Genomic DNA, 14,592 nt, shown 5'->3' with positions numbered 1-14,592 from the left:
TGTATGAATGCAGAAACAGCGCCCAGACCCGTGATCGTCGGCGTCGATGGTTCCGAATACTCCTCCGCCGCCCTGCGCTACGCAGGCACGCTGGCGGCGCGGCTGGACACCCGGCTGGAGGTGATCACCTGCGTTGGCATGCCGGACTACCTGGTGCTGTCCCACCTTGAGGGCGCCGACCGGCAGTTCACGGCGAGGCTGGAGGACGCCGCACGCCGCCTCGTCGAGGAAGCCCTGGGCCGGGCATTCTCCGGGGAGCGGCCCGGAGACATCGAGGTGGCGGTCAAATTCGGGCCACCGGCGAAGGTGCTGGTGGAGGAAAGCAAACGGGCCCAGATGCTGGTGGTTGGCAGGCACGGCGAGGGCGGGTTGCTGGGAACCTCCATGGGCTCCGTCAGCAAGGCATGCGCCGCGCATGCGGCCTGCCCCGTGCTGTTGGTGGGGCAGGAGGCGGACGCCGTGTGAGGACCGCCGAGGGCCTGACCTCGGAGCGGGCGGCCGCACTCCTGAAGGAGTCGGGACCCAACCTGCTTCCGGCGGAGAAACCGGTCCCGCAGTGGCGAAAGCTCTGGGGGGAGATGACGCACTTCTTCGCGCTGATGCTGTGGTGCGCCGCCGGGCTGGCTTTCCTCGCAAACATGCCCGAGCTCGCTGTGGCGATCATCGTCGTCGTGATTGTCAACGGCGTTTTCGCCCATATCCAGCAGGAGCGGGCCCAGCATGCAGCCGCCCGCCTGCGCGGACTGCTGCCTGCCGACGTCGTGGTGCGCCGGGACGGCCGCGTCCGCAAAGTGCACGCCAGTGAACTGGTGGCCGGCGACGTAGTGCTCCTCACCGCCGGTGACCGGATCCCCGCCGATGTGCTCCTGCTCTCCGCCTCGGCCTGTGCCGTGGACGAATCGATGCTCACCGGAGAAAGCGAACCGGTGTCGAAAACTGAGGGCGACTCCGGTTGGGGCGGCACGTTCCTGGTCAATGGCGAGGCCGAAGCCGCCGTCACCGGGACCGGCGCCGGGACCCGGCTGGCCGGCATCGCGGCCCTGACCAGCGGCGCGGTGCCGCCTCCCACACCGCTGTCCCTGGAACTCCGCCGGATCGTCAGGGTCATAGCGGGGGTGGCCCTGGCGATTGCCGCCCTCTTTTTCCTGGTGTCGCTGCTCGTGGGCTTCCAGTGGCGGGATTCTTTCCTCTTCGCCATTGGCGTTGCTGTTGCGCTGGTGCCTGAGGGGCTCCTGCCCACCGTCACCCTGTCACTGGCGATGGGCGCCCAGCGGATGGCCTCCCGGGACGCCCTGGTGCGCAACCTGGAAGCGGTGGAAACCCTGGGATCCACCACTTTCATCTGCACGGATAAAACAGGGACCCTGACGCAAAACCGGATGAACGCGGTCGAGGTCTACACGGCGGAAGGCTCCGTCCAGGTCATGGGGGAGGGATATGCCCCCGAGGCCACGGTCCACGGGCAGGGGCGGGAAAAGGCCGCTGAGGCCGCGGTGGCGGCGCGGGCAGCGTCCCAGGGCCGGGCCGAGCTGCGCGGCGGGCAATGGCACGCCCAGGGTGATCCAATGGAAGCGGCCATGGATGTCCTCGCCCGCAGGCTCACCGGTACCGAAGCCACCGGGCTGCCTGCCCGGCGGCTGCCCTTCGACCCGGTGCGGCGCCGCGAGTCGGTGGTCATGGGAGCGGAGCTCTTCTGCAAGGGAGCCCCCGAGACAGTGCTTCCACTGTGCGGGTCCGTGCCCGGGCACGTTAAGGAACAGGTGGAGGTGATGGCATCGCGGGGCCTGCGGGTCATCGCGGTGGCACGACGGCGGCTGGCCGGCCCGTCAGCGGCGTGGCAGTCAAGCCCCGCGGGAGACCTGGAAACCGGTCTCGAGCTGCTGGGGTTGATCGGGCTGCAGGATCCGCCCCGGCCGGACGTGGGCGAGGTGATCCGGACGGCCCGGCACGCCGGCCTGAAGATCGCAATGATCACCGGCGACCACCCCGCGACGGCGGCAGCGATCGCCCGCCAGATTGGGCTGATCGGTTCACCCGAGCGCATTTACGAGGGATCGGACCTGCCCGACGACGACCAGCTGCTGGGTGCGCTCCTTGACCGTGATGGAGTGGTGGTCAGCCGGGTGTCCCCGGAGCAGAAGCTCCGGGTGGCCAAGGCGCTGCAGGCCCGGGGACACGTGGTGGCCATGACCGGCGACGGCGTCAACGACGGTCCGGCCCTGCGCGAAGCGGACATCGGCGTGGCCATGGGGCGGAGCGGAACCGACGTTGCGCGCGAAGCCGCGGACCTCGTCCTGCTGGACGACCATTTCGGCACCATTGTTTCGGCCATTGAACAGGGCCGCGCTACCTATTCGAACATCCACCGCTTCCTGACCTACCACCTCACCGACAATGTCGCGGAATTGACTCCCTTCGTCATCTGGGCGCTGTCCGGCGGCAGGTTCCCGCTGGCCCTCGGTGTCCTGCAGATCCTGGCGCTGGACATCGGCACCGACCTGCTACCCGCCCTGGCTCTGGGCGCTGAACCGCCCGCCAAACACGTCCTGGCCCGTCCGCCCGAGCGGCGGCACCTCATGGACCGGCAGCTGATCGTCAGGGTGTTTTGCGTGCTTGGACCGGTGGAGGCGGCAATAGAGATGGCGGTATTCTCCGCCGTCCTTGCTGAGGGCGGCTGGACCCGCGGCACCGACCCGGAGGCAGCCCTGCTGATGGCTGCATCAGGTGCGGCCTTCACCGCCGTGGTGCTGGGACAACTGGCCAATGCCTACGCCTGCCGAAGCGCCACGGTCCCGCCCTGGCGGCTGGGCTGGGGCACGAACAGGCTCCTCGCCTGGGCTGTGCTGGCAGAGCTGGCGATCCTCGCCATATGCCTGTACGTGCCATACCTCGCAGCCCTGCTTGGCCAGGCTCCACCGCCGCCCTTGGGCCTGCTGCTGGCACTGCTGGCCGTGCCGGCGGTGTTACTGGCCGACTGGACCCACAAAGCCATCCGTGGGCGTGCGCGGCGAAGCCACGGCGCGGCCGGGACCTAAGACTCTGCCGTCTCCGGACCGGAGAACGCCAGAATCGAGCCATGACCTCAGCCGCCGAAACATCGCTGGCCGGCGTCCACGTCGCGTGGATCGAACAGACCGGAATCGCTGACATACCCTCCGTTGGCGGGAAGAACGCCTCCCTGGGCGAGCTAAGCCGCGCCCTGCGGTCCGCCGGAGTGCGGGTTCCGGAGGGATTCGCCACCACCGCCACCGCCTACCGGGCCTTCCTTGACGCCAACAACCTGGAGCCGGGCATCAGGAGCCACGTTGAGGACTATCGGGCGGGACGTTCCACGCTGCGGCAGGCGGGTGCCGCCATCCGCGAACTGTTCCTGCAGGCCAGTTTTCCCGAAGACACCGCAAAGGACATCCAGGAGCATTACCGGGCACTGTGCCAACGCGCAGGCCAGGACCAGGCAGCCGTGGCCGTCCGCAGCAGCGCCACGGCCGAGGACCTGCCGGACGCCAGCTTCGCCGGACAGCAGGAAACCTACCTCAATGTTGCCGGCGGGCGGGCCGTTTTGGACGCCTGCCGGCGCTGTTACGCCTCGCTCTTCACCGACCGGGCCATCAGCTACCGGGAGATGAAGGGGTTCGACCACCTGGACGTTGCATTGTCCGTGGGCGTGCAGCGGATGGTGCGCTCGGACGTGGGCGCTTCGGGCGTCATGTTCTCGATCGACACGGAGTCCGGCTTTCCCGAGGTGGTGGTGATCAGCGCGGCCTGGGGGCTCGGCGAAACGGTGGTCCAGGGAACCATCAACCCGGACAAGTACCAGGTGTTCAAGCCCCTGCTGGCGGACCAGCGGTTCAGCCCCATCATCGAGCGGGAGCTGGGTGCCAAGGAGCGCAAGATGGTCTACAGCCAGGGCGGGGATGCGCGCACCCGGACTGTTGAGACCAGCGAACGGGAACGGCGCTCGCTGGTGCTCGCGGACCAGGAGATTATCCTCCTGGCGCGCTGGGCGGCGGCCGTGGAGGACCACTACGGGCGGCCCATGGACATGGAATGGGCCAAGGACGGGCTGACAGGTGAACTGTTCATGGTCCAGGCGAGGCCGGAAACGGTGCAGGCCCGGCGGGACATTTCCACCTTCCGCACCTACCGCCTTGCCGGGCCGGGGCCTGTATTGGCAACCGGTGCCGCCATCGGCGACTCCATCGCCCGCGGGCAGGCGTGCGTGATCCGGGATGCGAAGGACATCGAGTCCTTTGTCGACGGTTCCGTGCTGGTGACGCGGATGACGGATCCTGACTGGGTCCCGGTGATGAAACGTGCCGCCGGCATCGTCACGGACCACGGCGGCCCCACCAGCCACGCGGCGATTGTCAGCAGGGAACTCGGGGTGCCGGCCGTCGTCGGGACGCGCAACGCGACAGAAGTCCTGCCCGACGGCGGCCCGGTCACCCTGTCCTGCGCCGAAGGGGAAGAAGGGCACGTCTACGAGGGGCTGCTGGACTTCTCGGTGGACGAGGTGGACATGCAGGCACTCCCATCCCCGCGTACCGGCGTCATGGTCAACATCGCCAGCCCGGCCGCTGCCTTCAAGTGGTGGCGGCTTCCGGCGGCCGGGGTAGGCCTGGCCCGGATGGAGTTCATCATCAACAACCTGATCCGCATCCACCCCATGGCCCTGGTCCACCCGGAACGGGTCACGGACCCCGGCGAGGCCGCGCAGATCCGGGAACTCACCAGCGGCTACGCCGACCCGCAGGAATACTTTGTCGACGTCCTCGCCACCGGCATCGCGAAGATCGCGGCACCCTTCCACCCGAAGCCGGTGATCGTCCGGCTCAGCGATTTCAAGAGCAACGAGTACAGCCACCTGGTGGGCGGCAGCTACTTTGAGCGTCCTGAAGAAAACCCCATGCTCGGGTTCCGTGGCGCTTCACGGTACTACAGCGGCCGTTACCGGGAAGGGTTCGCACTGGAGTGCCGGGCCCTCAAACGGGTACGCGAGCAGATCGGCTTTTCCAACGTCATCGTCATGGTCCCGTTCTGCCGGACCGTGCATGAAGCGGATATGGTCATCCAGGCGATGGAAGAACACGGCCTGGTCCGTGGCGCGGCCGGACTTCAGCTGTACATGATGTGCGAAATCCCCTCGAACGTGGTCCTCGCGGAGGAGTTCGCCCGGCGCTTTGACGGGTTCTCCATCGGGTCCAACGACCTAACGCAGCTGGTGCTGGGGGTGGACCGAGACTCGGAGGAACTCGCGGGGCTGTTCGACGAACGCGACCCCGCCGTCACGTCCATGATTGCCCAGGCAATCAGCAAGGCACACGCCGCCGGCATCAAGATCGGCATTTGCGGGCAAGGCCCCAGCAACCACCCCGACCTCGCCGAGTTCCTGGTGGGCCAGGGCATCGATTCGGTATCGCTGAACCCGGACACGTTCCTGAAGACCCTGCCCATCATCGCCGCTGCCGAGGCCGCGTCCGCCAGGAGGTAGCCGGCCAGGCCGCGCCACCCAGGGGGAGCCGCGCCGCGCAGGGGGAGCCGCGCCGCCCAGGGGCGCAAAGACACGGGGCAGCAAAGTGCCTGGCCTGCATGCAGGCCAGGCACCGCCGTCGGCTGCTGGTGGTCCTCAGCCCCTGCTGATGGGGATCTTTGACGAAGCCGCCACCTGTGCCTGGTCCGGCATCGGTGCCCGGACTTCCAGGACGCCATCCTTGTAGGACGCGGAAACATCGTCCTGCTGGACGCCGCTGGGCAGCGGGATCCGGCGCATGAATGAGCCGTAGCGGAATTCAGACCGGTAGCTGTCCTTGTCCTTGTGCTCCTTCTTCTCCTGCCGCTCGGCCTTGATCGACAGCACGCCGTCGGCGACTGTCACGTCCACGTCCTTGTCGGGATCAATGCCGGGCAGTTCGGCCCGCACCACCAGCGTGTTGCCGTCCACCATCTCTTCAACCCGAATGGCGGAAGACCCCGTCTCGCCCTCGAAGAGTCTTTCGATCAGATCCATGGGGGAGCGGCGGGTGTCGAACCATTTCATCAGGTCTGTCATGCTTTCCTCCTGCTCATCTGGACGCCGGATCATCGGGTTGCCCGGCAGTTCCACCATCCCCTTCCCGGGAGGCGGGTTCCAGAGTCAAAGGTCCCAGCCTGCTTCCGGCAGCACGGGCGCCGGGGCGCCGGGCGAAATATCCGACGGCTTCGATCGCCAGGCACCCTGCCAGGGCAGCTGCTGAGGCGACTGCCAGGAGCTCCGCAGGCGGCAGGTCGAGGCGAAAGAAGTCCTGGGTCAACGGGACGGAAAAGAGCAGGGCAAGTCCCGCGTACATGCCGGCCAGGATCAGGAGTTTGGGTGCAGTGAGGGGCCGTGAGGCCATCACCAGGATCCAGGCCGCCACGAGGCCCAGGGTCACGGCGGCTGCCGACTGTGCCTCATCAGGGCCCCACCCGCCCGGGGCCTGGGCGTAGGCGCTCACGGCCAGCACGCACGCGGCTGCACAGATCCCGGCGGGTACGGCGAAAGCCAGTGCACGGCGGAGGAACCTGGGTTCGTAGCGCCGGCCTCCTGGCTGCAGGGCCAGGAAAAAGGCCGGCAGGCCGATGGTCAGGCCGTCGAGGGCGGACAACTGGCGGGGCAGGAAGGGGAACGCCAGCAACAGGATGCCGCTCACGACCGAGATCAGCGTCGCGTAGACGGTCTTGCTGAGGAAGACCAGGGATACGCGCTCGACGTTGCTGATGGCCCGGCGTCCTTCATCAACCACGGCCGGCAACCGGTCAAAGCGCCCGTCCAGGAGGACGAGGCGGGCTACCGCCTTGGTTGCCGGTGCCGCAGAATCCATGGCAATGCCCAGGTCGGCCTCCTTGAGTGCCAGGACGTCGTTGACGCCGTCCCCGGTCATGGCCACCGTGTGTCCCCGCCGTTTCAGTGCCTGGATCAGTTCCCGCTTTTGCGACGGCGTGACCCCGCCGAAGAGGTCCTGGGACTCCACGATCCCCTCCTGCAGGAGGGGATCGCCGGGCAGGTTCCGCGCGTCGTAGGCAGTTCCGGAACCGAAGCCCAGGCCGTTGGCAAGGGCCGATACTGTCCGGGGGTCATCCCCGGAGATAATCTTCACGGCGACTCCCTGGCGCCGGAAATAGTCGAGGGTCCGCGGCGCGTCCGTCCGGATGCTTTCCCGGAAAGTCAGGAGAACCACCGGCGCAAGGTCCACCGGCAAGCCTGACTCCGTGTCGTCCAGCGGCAGGTGTGCCGGCAGGTGTGCCAGCGCCAGCGTGCGGAGCCCGGTTGAGGCAAGCGCCGCTGCCCGGCCGCGCGCCCGTGAGCAGCCGGGGGACCGGCCGAGCACCGCGTCGGGCGCCCCCAGGACCCACGTTCCCGGTGCCCCGGATTCCGGACCGAATGTCACCGAACTCCACTTGCGCGCCGATGAAAAGGGGACGGCTGACACTTCCGGAAGCGGACTGTCGGCGGGAAAGGCTGCACCGATGGCCGCGGCCGTGCTGCTGGCGTCAGCGGCGGCCCCGAACCACTCCACTGCCGCCCGCCACCCATCCTCCGGGGCCGTCCCCACGTCATGGACGGCGTCGAACACGATGGAGCCGGAGGAGAGCGTCCCTGTCTTGTCCAGGCACAGCACATCCACCCTGGCCAGCACCTCCACCGCGGCAAGTTCCTGGACCAGGACCTTTTGGCCGGCAAGCCGGAGGCCGCCCACGGCGAATGCCACGCTCGTCAGCAGCACCAGGCCGAGGGGGATCATGGCCATGATTCCCGCAACTGTCCCAACTGCCGCTGGAACCCACGCCCCGGTGGCGAGGGCGTCTGCCCATCCGCCTTGTTCCTGCATCTGGGCATTGACCAGCAGCACGGCGGTGGGCAGCAGCAGCCAGGAGATGACACGGAAGACCTTGTCCAGCCCCCGGCGGATCTCCGACGTGACCAGGGAAAAACGCCTGGCTTCGGCCGCCAGCCGGGAGGCGAACGTCTCCGGCCCGACGTGCAGGACCCGGGCGTAACCGGTGCCGGCCAGGACCAATGAGCCCGAGAGCAGGACGGCCCCCGGCAGTTTCGGCACGGGCTCGGACTCCCCGCTCAGCAGCGATTCGTCCACTTCCAGGGAAGCGCCGGCCAGAAGCTGAAGGTCGGCACTGACCTCGTCTCCGGCACTCAGCACCACCAGGTCGTCCCGAACCAGTTCGCCGGAAGGTATCTCCGCCTTGGCACCGTTTCGGATCACCCGGCTCGTCGCGGCGTGCAGGATGGCCAACTGGTCAAGGGAACGCTTGGCACGGTACTCCTGGATGATGCCGATCAGCGCGTTGCTGATGGCGGACAACCCAAAGAGGGCATCGCGCCATTGGCCCAGCACCAGCAGCAGGAGGAAACTTCCGCCGACGATGCCGTTGAACAGGGTGAGGACGTTGGCCCGCACGATGTCCCAGACGCTGCGGCTCGTGGCTGCCGGAGCACTGTTGACCTGCCCGCTGCGGGTCCGTTCCAGGACCTCAGCGGTGGAGAGGCCTTCGAGCCCCCCGCGCCGGCCCGCGACGGCACCGGATGCGTCTTTGTCCTCCCCGGCTGTGGTCATGGCGCGACCAGGAACAGCTTCCGCCGTTACTCCCTGTGCTGGGCCTTGTGCATGCGGGTTATGACGGTGGGGCACGGCGGCTGGGTCAGGACCGCATGCGCTGTCGAGCCGAGGAGGAGCCGGCCGAACCCGCCCCTGCCCAGGCTGCCGAGGACCAGCAGCCGCGCCCCGGCAGCCGCCCGGACCAGGGCGTCCGCGGGCTCCAGGACGGTCTCCAGGGCGGTGTGGACCACAAGATCGGGATACTCCTGCCGGAGGCCCGCCAAGGTCTCGGACAGCACCAGTTGTTCTTCCTCCATCACGTGGCCTGCGAAACTGGAGGAGGGAAGGCCGGCGGCGATCCACCGGTTGGGGCCGCTGAAGGCGTACAGGACCGTCAGTTCTTCACCCAGGGCGTCGGCCTCCGATGCCGCAAAGGCAACCGCCTGGGTTGACTCGCGCGATCCGTCCACGCCGACGAAGACCCCCCGCCCGTCTTCCTGGCCGATGCCAATGACCGCCACGGGACATTCCGCCGTGGCAGCGGCCTGCAGGGCGCGGTCGGTCAAGGCCCCGCGGGAATGCCCGCTGGTGCCCAGGACCAGCATGGACGTGTTCCTGGAATATTCACCAAGCGCCGCTCCCACGCCGCCTTCGAGCAGTTCCAGCGTGACCTGAAGGTTGGGCTCCGCGGCGCGCACCTTGTCCCCGACCTCCTTGAGCAGGTCCAGGCCCCTTTCGCGGAGCACTTCGATGTAGGGCAGTGCCTCGGCGGCCATCCACCGGTCATCCAGGACATGCAGTACTGCCAGGGGCACTTTGAGCCGGCTGGCACGGGCCGCGGCCCAGAACAGGGCTGCGTTTGACGCGGGGGAGTCGGTGATGCCGACGGCGATGGGCTGGCTTGGTGCCATGGGGGCCATCCTTGGGGGTCTTGTTGGGCGGGCGGTGGGGCAGGACGGATTTTGGGCGGGAGGGTCGCCCGCAGACGGGTTAATCGGCTGTAGGCTCCCGCGGCGGCCACCAGTGTGTTGGTGCCGCGATGACGAACCGACGGCCGCTGATGTCCTCCGGCGTGATCCGAAGCAGGACGTTCTTTTGTCCCGGTTGCCACGGCGAGAGCCCCGCGTCCATGGCGTCCTGGACTTCTTCAGCGTCCGAGACGACAGCAGCGTGCCCCTTGATGATGACGCTCCAGGCGATCGTGCCGTACTGGTTCATTCCGTCTGCCTCGACCGCCACGGATTTCCGGCCGGCGAGGGAAGCGAGCTTTGTGTTGTCGCCTGTCCGGATCAGCAGGGTGCCGTTAGTGGGGACGTAATTGACGGGGAAGTTCTCCACGGTCTCGCCGTCTGCAAAGGCCACCCGGCACAGGGACGCGGAGCGAAGGTATTTCCAACAATCATGGACGCCGAGGTGCTTGATTTCGGGTTCTGTTGCTGCTGTGTTCATGGCCGTAGCCTAGGGCGGCGAATCTGCGGCGGCTAGGGAAGAAGGTCCCGCCGGTGGCCACCATTGCGTCCACTGAATTGATTTCGTAACAGGCCCGGGTCTGTCTGTGGCCGCCGCGGTCTTTTAGAATGGTTCCAGGAGATGCCTTCGTGCTCGGGGGAGGCGCATTCAGGGGCGGGGCCGGACTCCGTTCCGGGCGTTTAAATCGCGCCAGGGGCCTGCAACGACGCAGGTGCTTGCCGCAGGAGGTGGAACGTGGGCACTGAGCGGCAGTGGAACTCTCCCATGAGGGACAGGGTTGAGGAACTCCTGCGGGACTTGACCGCCCGGGGAGACGAGCTCCTGGATACCCAGGAACGGATCAACGGCTTGCTGGCCGCCGTCGTCGCCCTTGCCGAGGACCTGAGCCTGGAAGCCGTCCTGGACCGCCTTGTCCGCTCTGCCTGCGCGCTGGTGGGCGCAAAATACGGCGCCTTGGGCGTCATTGGCGAGGACCGCAGGCTGAGCCACTTCATCACGGTGGGTATTGATGAGGAGGGCATCCGCTCGATCGGCGACCTGCCGACGGGGCACGGTGTCCTGGGCCTGTTGATCCGCGAACCGAAGCCTTTGCGCCTGCATGACCTTGGCAAGCATCCCATCACCTCGGGCTTTCCCCCGAACCATCCGCCGATGAAGACGTTCCTGGGTGTACCGGTCCGCGTGCGCGACGAGGTGTTTGGCAACCTGTACCTCACCGAGAAGTTCGGCGGGAAGGACTTCACCCCCGAGGACGAGGACCTGGCGGTGGCCTTGGCTGCCGCGGCTGGAGTCGCCATTCAGAACGCCCGCCTCTTCGAGGACAGCGGCCGGCGGCAAAAATGGCTGGAAGCGGGCATGGAGCTGAGCAGCCGGCTGATCCTGGCGTCCCATCCGAGTGATGCAGACAGCCTCGACCTGATCGCCGAAACAGCGCTTAAAGTCTCCGATTCGGCACTGGCAGTGATAGCAGTTCCGGCCGGTGAGGGCGTACTGCGCTGCCAGTCCTCACTGGGGGTGCAGGGCCTGCAGGCCGGGCAGGAGATCACGGTCTCCGCAACGATCTCCTCCGTCATTGACTCGGGCGAATCCCTGGTGGTCCGGGAGCCGGGCCAGGTGTTCGAGGACGAGGTTGCCAAGAAGCTCGGTTCGGTGCTGGTGTTTCCGCTCGGGCACGGCACCAGCGACAACGGCGTGCTGTTGGTGGCCCGCGCACAGGGGGCCCCGGTGTTCAACCAGTCGGATGTCGAATCCAGTGCCATGTTCGGGAGCCGGATCGGGCTGGCACTGGACCTGGCCCGCGTCAACGCGCTTCGCGAACAGAACCTCCTGTTCACCGACCGGGAGCGGATTGCCCGCGACCTGCACGACCTTGTCATCCAGCGGTTGTTTGCCGCCGGCCTGAGCATCCAGACCTTGCGCCGCTACACGCCCGACCCCGTGGCACACGAGCGCATCGGCGCGGTCACCAGGGAACTGGATGACACCATCCGGAAATTGCGGGACACGATCTACTCACTCCGGACGGGGGAGGAGGAGCGGGAAGCCCTGACGGGCCGGATTTTGCGGGTTGTCCGGGAGAACTCCCGCAGCTACGCGGTTACCCCCAAGGTTGCCCTGGACGGGCCCGTGGACTCGGTCCCGGAAGAGGTGGCCGTCCACTTGCTGTCAGTCGTCTCGGAAGCGTTGAGCAATGCCCTCAGGCACTCCGGAGGTGACGAGATCCAGGTTGCCGTCACGGTGGGCCGCACCCTGGTCCAGCTCCTCATCAGCGACAACGGGCGGGGGTTTACGGAGCCTGCCGAGGTCAGCGGCCTGGCGAACATGCGCTACCGGGCGGAGCTGCTGGGCGGCACCTGCGTCATCGAGAGCGCGCCCGGAAAAGGCACCGCCGTCCAGTGGTCGGCGCGGCTGTCCTAATCGGCGGCTGTCCTCATCGCAGGCGGGGCGATCCAGCCTGGACGTCAGGATTCATCCGTAACATTCCGGGTGACGTACACCGCAGCCTGGGTCCGGCGCTCAAAGCCCAGTTTTGCGAGGATTGACGAGACATAGTTCTTGACGGTCTTTTCGGCCAGGAACAGGTCATCACCGATTTGCCGGTTGGTCAGTCCCTTCCCGATCAGGGCCAGGACCTTCTTTTCCTGTGCGCTGAGGGCTTCCAGGCGCGGGTCAACCGGGGCACTGGCCAGGCCCTCGATGATCCGCTGCTCCACCCCGGGCTCGAACAGCGACTCACCGGCCGCGGCCCTGCGGATTCCGGTCAGAAGGTCATCGCTCCGGATCTGCTTCAGGATGTAACCGGATGCCCCGGCCAGGACAGCACCCCGAAGGGCCTGTTCGTCGTCGTAGCTGGTCAGGATGAGGCAGCGCAGCCGGGGGTCAAGGGAACGCACGTCGCGGCAGACTTCTATGCCCGTGCCGTCGGGAAGGCGCCCGTCAAGGATGGCGATGTCAGGCTGCAACGCGGGAATGCGACGTGTGGCCTCCGCGGCGGAGCCGCTCTCACCAACGACCAGGAACCCCTCACCCTCCAGCAGGTCCCTCAGCCCCTGGCGGACCAGCTCATGGTCATCGAGGATGAACACCCGCATGGGCCCGGAAGAAGCTTGTGTGTGGTTCGCCCCCACTTCATGGATTTGCACCTAATGCTCCCAACATCTGACCAGGCCCCGCTTTCCCGGAGGGGCAGTCCCCAGGAGGGACTAAACCCCATTGTTCCCTGACCAGGGATGGGTGGGAAGGGACCAAAGTCCACAGCGGCGCGCGCGGGCCGGGGCGGCCAGCAGGAGGGGCGCAGCCCACTGTCCGGTACGGGCAACGCCGCCACCCGGGTGACCTTTGGCCCTACCCCGCTTGACGCGTGCAGTCCACGCTGGGACGGACCGCACCACGAGAGAGAACGGACATGGCGATGGCAGCCGCGGAGACGCACCCGAGGATTATCGTGGGAGTGGATGGATCGGAGGCATCCGTGGCAGCCCTCCGGGTTGCCCGTGCGTTGGCGGAGCCCCTGGCGGCGAGGGTCGAAGCGTGGGCGTGCTGGGACGTCCCGGCAGGTTACGGCGTCTACCTGGCTGTCGGAATCGAAGGATTCAAGTACGCCGCGGAACAGGTGCTGCAGCAGGCCCTGAAGGACGCCTTCGACGAGCAGCCGGCCTTCGTGCATCCCAGGCTGGTACGCGGGAAACCAAGCCCGTTGTTGATCGACGGCAGCCGCAATGCGCTACTGCTCATCGTGGGACGCCGGGGACACGGGAGCTTCGTCCCCGGTTCGGTGAGTTCAGCCTGCGTAAGCCATGCACACTGTCCCGTCCTGGTGGTCCACAGCCCGGAAGAAGGCCGGCCGTAGGAGGGGCTTGCTAACCCTATGCGCGATGGCGGTGTTCTTCTGCGTGGTGGTCCTGGTGCTGATGGCCGCTTTGCCCTTCGTCTGATCCCACCAGCTCGTGGAGTCCTGCCACGGCGTCCGCAAGCGACAAATCCGGGGATTCGACGACGAAGGGCATCAGCAGGCGGTTCTCCTTGTCCAGGTGCAGGGCGAAGATGCGCTGGATGGCCCCGGCCGCCACAGCGGCGGCCACCCCGCTGGAGGTCCGGAGCTCCTCGACCAGGTCGACGATGACTTTGTGCTCCGCGAGCATCCCCTCCACCAGAAGCTTCGCACCCGGCTTGCCGCGCGGCCCGCTGTACAGCGGGCCCTCCTCGGCGAGGGCATGGGGGACCAATTCCCGGTCGCACCAGTCCAGTAAGGCAGCCTGGGTGCCCTGCTCGGCGTTCGCGTCCCCGGCTTCGACAGCCTCGGTCAGCAGTCCGGCCATGCCGTTGAGCTGCCGAAGCATATCGGCGTGGTGCGTTTCCACCGCCTTCAGCGCCCGCGCCTCGTTGGATGCCTCTTTCCCTGCGGCCGGTAGAGCCTTCATTCGTTGTTGCCTTCCAGTTGTGGAACCTGCCGCTTGGTGCGCCCGAACGGCCAGCGGATGTCCTTTGTTGCCCAGTAGCCCGCAACGCTCATCACGGCGAATCCGGTCACCCCTATGAAGGGCGCCCGGACCACCAGTCCCAATACCAGGACGCAGAGCCCGGCCATAAAGAAGACCAGGCCGCGGCCGAGCCGGGTCCGCAGCGAAGACGGGGAAATATTCCTGTTGAGCAGCGCGGCGAGCCGGGGGTCATCCTGTTCCAGGCCCTGGGCGATGCTGTCAAGCTCCCGTTGCTCAAATTCCGAGAGTGGCACGACTGCCCCCACTATCCTTCCGTGGCTGCTAGCTGCCTGGATGGCCGCGCAGCACAGCCAGCCTGTTTTGGTATTCCGCAACGTCGATTTCCCCGCGGGCAAACCGCTCACCGAGCACGTCCTCCGCTGTTCGCATCGACGAGGACTGGGTATTGTGCGGATACGGTGCCCGCAGCGAGCGGGCCAGCAGCACGATGCCGGTGATGACAGCTCCCCAGACCACCACCATGCTGATGCTCATCAGGACATAGCCCCACAGGCCCATGCCGTCGTTCCAGCCGTACACTTCCCTGACCTCCGGTCACTGTAGAACGGATG

At 67.2% G+C, this 14,592-nt stretch carries 13 protein-coding genes; 5 read left to right on the top strand and 8 right to left on the bottom strand.

Features of this window, described 5'->3' with window-relative positions:
* Positions 1 to 3: 3 nt before the first annotated feature.
* Genes AC3IMC_RS03070 through ppsA form a run of 3 tightly spaced genes read left to right on the top strand, consistent with a single transcriptional unit; the run spans position 4 to position 5,491 of the window.
* Positions 4 to 465, top strand: a complete 462-nt coding sequence (locus tag AC3IMC_RS03070; protein ID WP_490916968.1) for a universal stress protein — start codon at positions 4 to 6, stop codon at positions 463 to 465.
* Complete coding sequence (locus AC3IMC_RS03065) at positions 462 to 3,035, top strand: cation-translocating P-type ATPase (RefSeq protein WP_490916967.1); 2,574 nt, start codon at positions 462 to 464, stop codon at positions 3,033 to 3,035. The genes AC3IMC_RS03070 and AC3IMC_RS03065 overlap by 4 nt, the downstream gene beginning before the upstream one ends.
* Positions 3,036 to 3,076: 41 nt before the next feature.
* The gene (gene ppsA / locus AC3IMC_RS03060) at positions 3,077 to 5,491 is read left to right on the top strand and encodes a phosphoenolpyruvate synthase (protein WP_490916966.1); all 2,415 of its coding nucleotides are present in this window, start codon (positions 3,077 to 3,079) and stop codon (positions 5,489 to 5,491) included.
* A 135-nt stretch (positions 5,492 to 5,626) separates the two neighbouring features.
* On the opposite strand, the gene AC3IMC_RS03055 is transcribed toward ppsA, so the two are convergent.
* From AC3IMC_RS03055 to AC3IMC_RS03040, 4 genes are all read right to left on the bottom strand, one after another.
* On the bottom strand, positions 5,627 to 6,049 hold the full coding sequence (locus AC3IMC_RS03055) for an Hsp20/alpha crystallin family protein (RefSeq protein ID WP_490916965.1): 423 nt from the start codon (positions 6,047 to 6,049) through the stop codon (positions 5,627 to 5,629).
* Between the two features lie 13 nt (positions 6,050 to 6,062).
* Positions 6,063 to 8,588, bottom strand: a complete 2,526-nt coding sequence (locus AC3IMC_RS03050; RefSeq protein WP_490916964.1) for an HAD-IC family P-type ATPase — start codon at positions 8,586 to 8,588, stop codon at positions 6,063 to 6,065.
* A 26-nt stretch (positions 8,589 to 8,614) separates the two neighbouring features.
* On the bottom strand, positions 8,615 to 9,481 hold the full coding sequence (locus tag AC3IMC_RS03045) for a universal stress protein (RefSeq protein WP_490916963.1): 867 nt from the start codon (positions 9,479 to 9,481) through the stop codon (positions 8,615 to 8,617).
* A gap of 79 nt (positions 9,482 to 9,560) precedes the next feature.
* Positions 9,561 to 10,019 carry a pyridoxamine 5'-phosphate oxidase family protein gene (locus AC3IMC_RS03040; RefSeq protein WP_490916962.1) on the bottom strand — a complete coding sequence of 153 codons (459 nt, stop codon included), beginning with the start codon at positions 10,017 to 10,019 and terminating at the stop codon, positions 9,561 to 9,563.
* A 285-nt stretch (positions 10,020 to 10,304) separates the two neighbouring features.
* Here AC3IMC_RS03040 and AC3IMC_RS03035 point away from each other — a divergent pair, with 285 nt between their 5' ends.
* Positions 10,305 to 11,957, top strand: a complete 1,653-nt coding sequence (locus AC3IMC_RS03035) for a GAF domain-containing sensor histidine kinase (protein ID WP_490917110.1) — start codon at positions 10,305 to 10,307, stop codon at positions 11,955 to 11,957.
* A gap of 44 nt (positions 11,958 to 12,001) precedes the next feature.
* Here the strand turns inward: AC3IMC_RS03035 and AC3IMC_RS03030 are convergent, their stop codons facing one another.
* Entirely contained in the window at positions 12,002 to 12,631 is a 630-nt protein-coding gene (locus AC3IMC_RS03030; RefSeq protein ID WP_490917109.1) for a response regulator, read from the bottom strand.
* Between the two features lie 320 nt (positions 12,632 to 12,951).
* Between AC3IMC_RS03030 and AC3IMC_RS03025 the strand changes: the two genes are divergently transcribed.
* Positions 12,952 to 13,389 carry a universal stress protein gene (locus tag AC3IMC_RS03025; RefSeq protein WP_490917108.1) on the top strand — a complete coding sequence of 146 codons (438 nt, stop codon included), beginning with the start codon at positions 12,952 to 12,954 and terminating at the stop codon, positions 13,387 to 13,389.
* A 16-nt stretch (positions 13,390 to 13,405) separates the two neighbouring features.
* Here AC3IMC_RS03025 and AC3IMC_RS03020 read toward each other — a convergent pair whose 3' ends face one another.
* Genes AC3IMC_RS03020 through AC3IMC_RS03010 form a run of 3 tightly spaced genes read right to left on the bottom strand, consistent with a single transcriptional unit; the run spans position 13,406 to position 14,560 of the window.
* Positions 13,406 to 13,960: a hemerythrin domain-containing protein gene (locus AC3IMC_RS03020; RefSeq protein WP_490916961.1), complete on the bottom strand. Its 555-nt coding sequence runs from the start codon at positions 13,958 to 13,960 to the stop codon at positions 13,406 to 13,408.
* The gene (locus tag AC3IMC_RS03015; protein WP_490916960.1) at positions 13,957 to 14,274 is read right to left on the bottom strand and encodes a DUF3040 domain-containing protein; all 318 of its coding nucleotides are present in this window, start codon (positions 14,272 to 14,274) and stop codon (positions 13,957 to 13,959) included. The genes AC3IMC_RS03020 and AC3IMC_RS03015 overlap by 4 nt, the downstream gene beginning before the upstream one ends.
* Before the next feature lie 28 nt (positions 14,275 to 14,302).
* The gene (locus AC3IMC_RS03010; RefSeq protein ID WP_490916959.1) at positions 14,303 to 14,560 is read right to left on the bottom strand and encodes an SHOCT domain-containing protein; all 258 of its coding nucleotides are present in this window, start codon (positions 14,558 to 14,560) and stop codon (positions 14,303 to 14,305) included.
* Between the last annotated feature and the right edge of the window lie 32 nt (positions 14,561 to 14,592).

It is taken from the genome of Arthrobacter sp. E70 (assembly GCF_058266945.1).
Note: the sequence above shows the minus strand (reverse complement) of the source record. Positions and strands in the feature narration are given on the sequence as shown.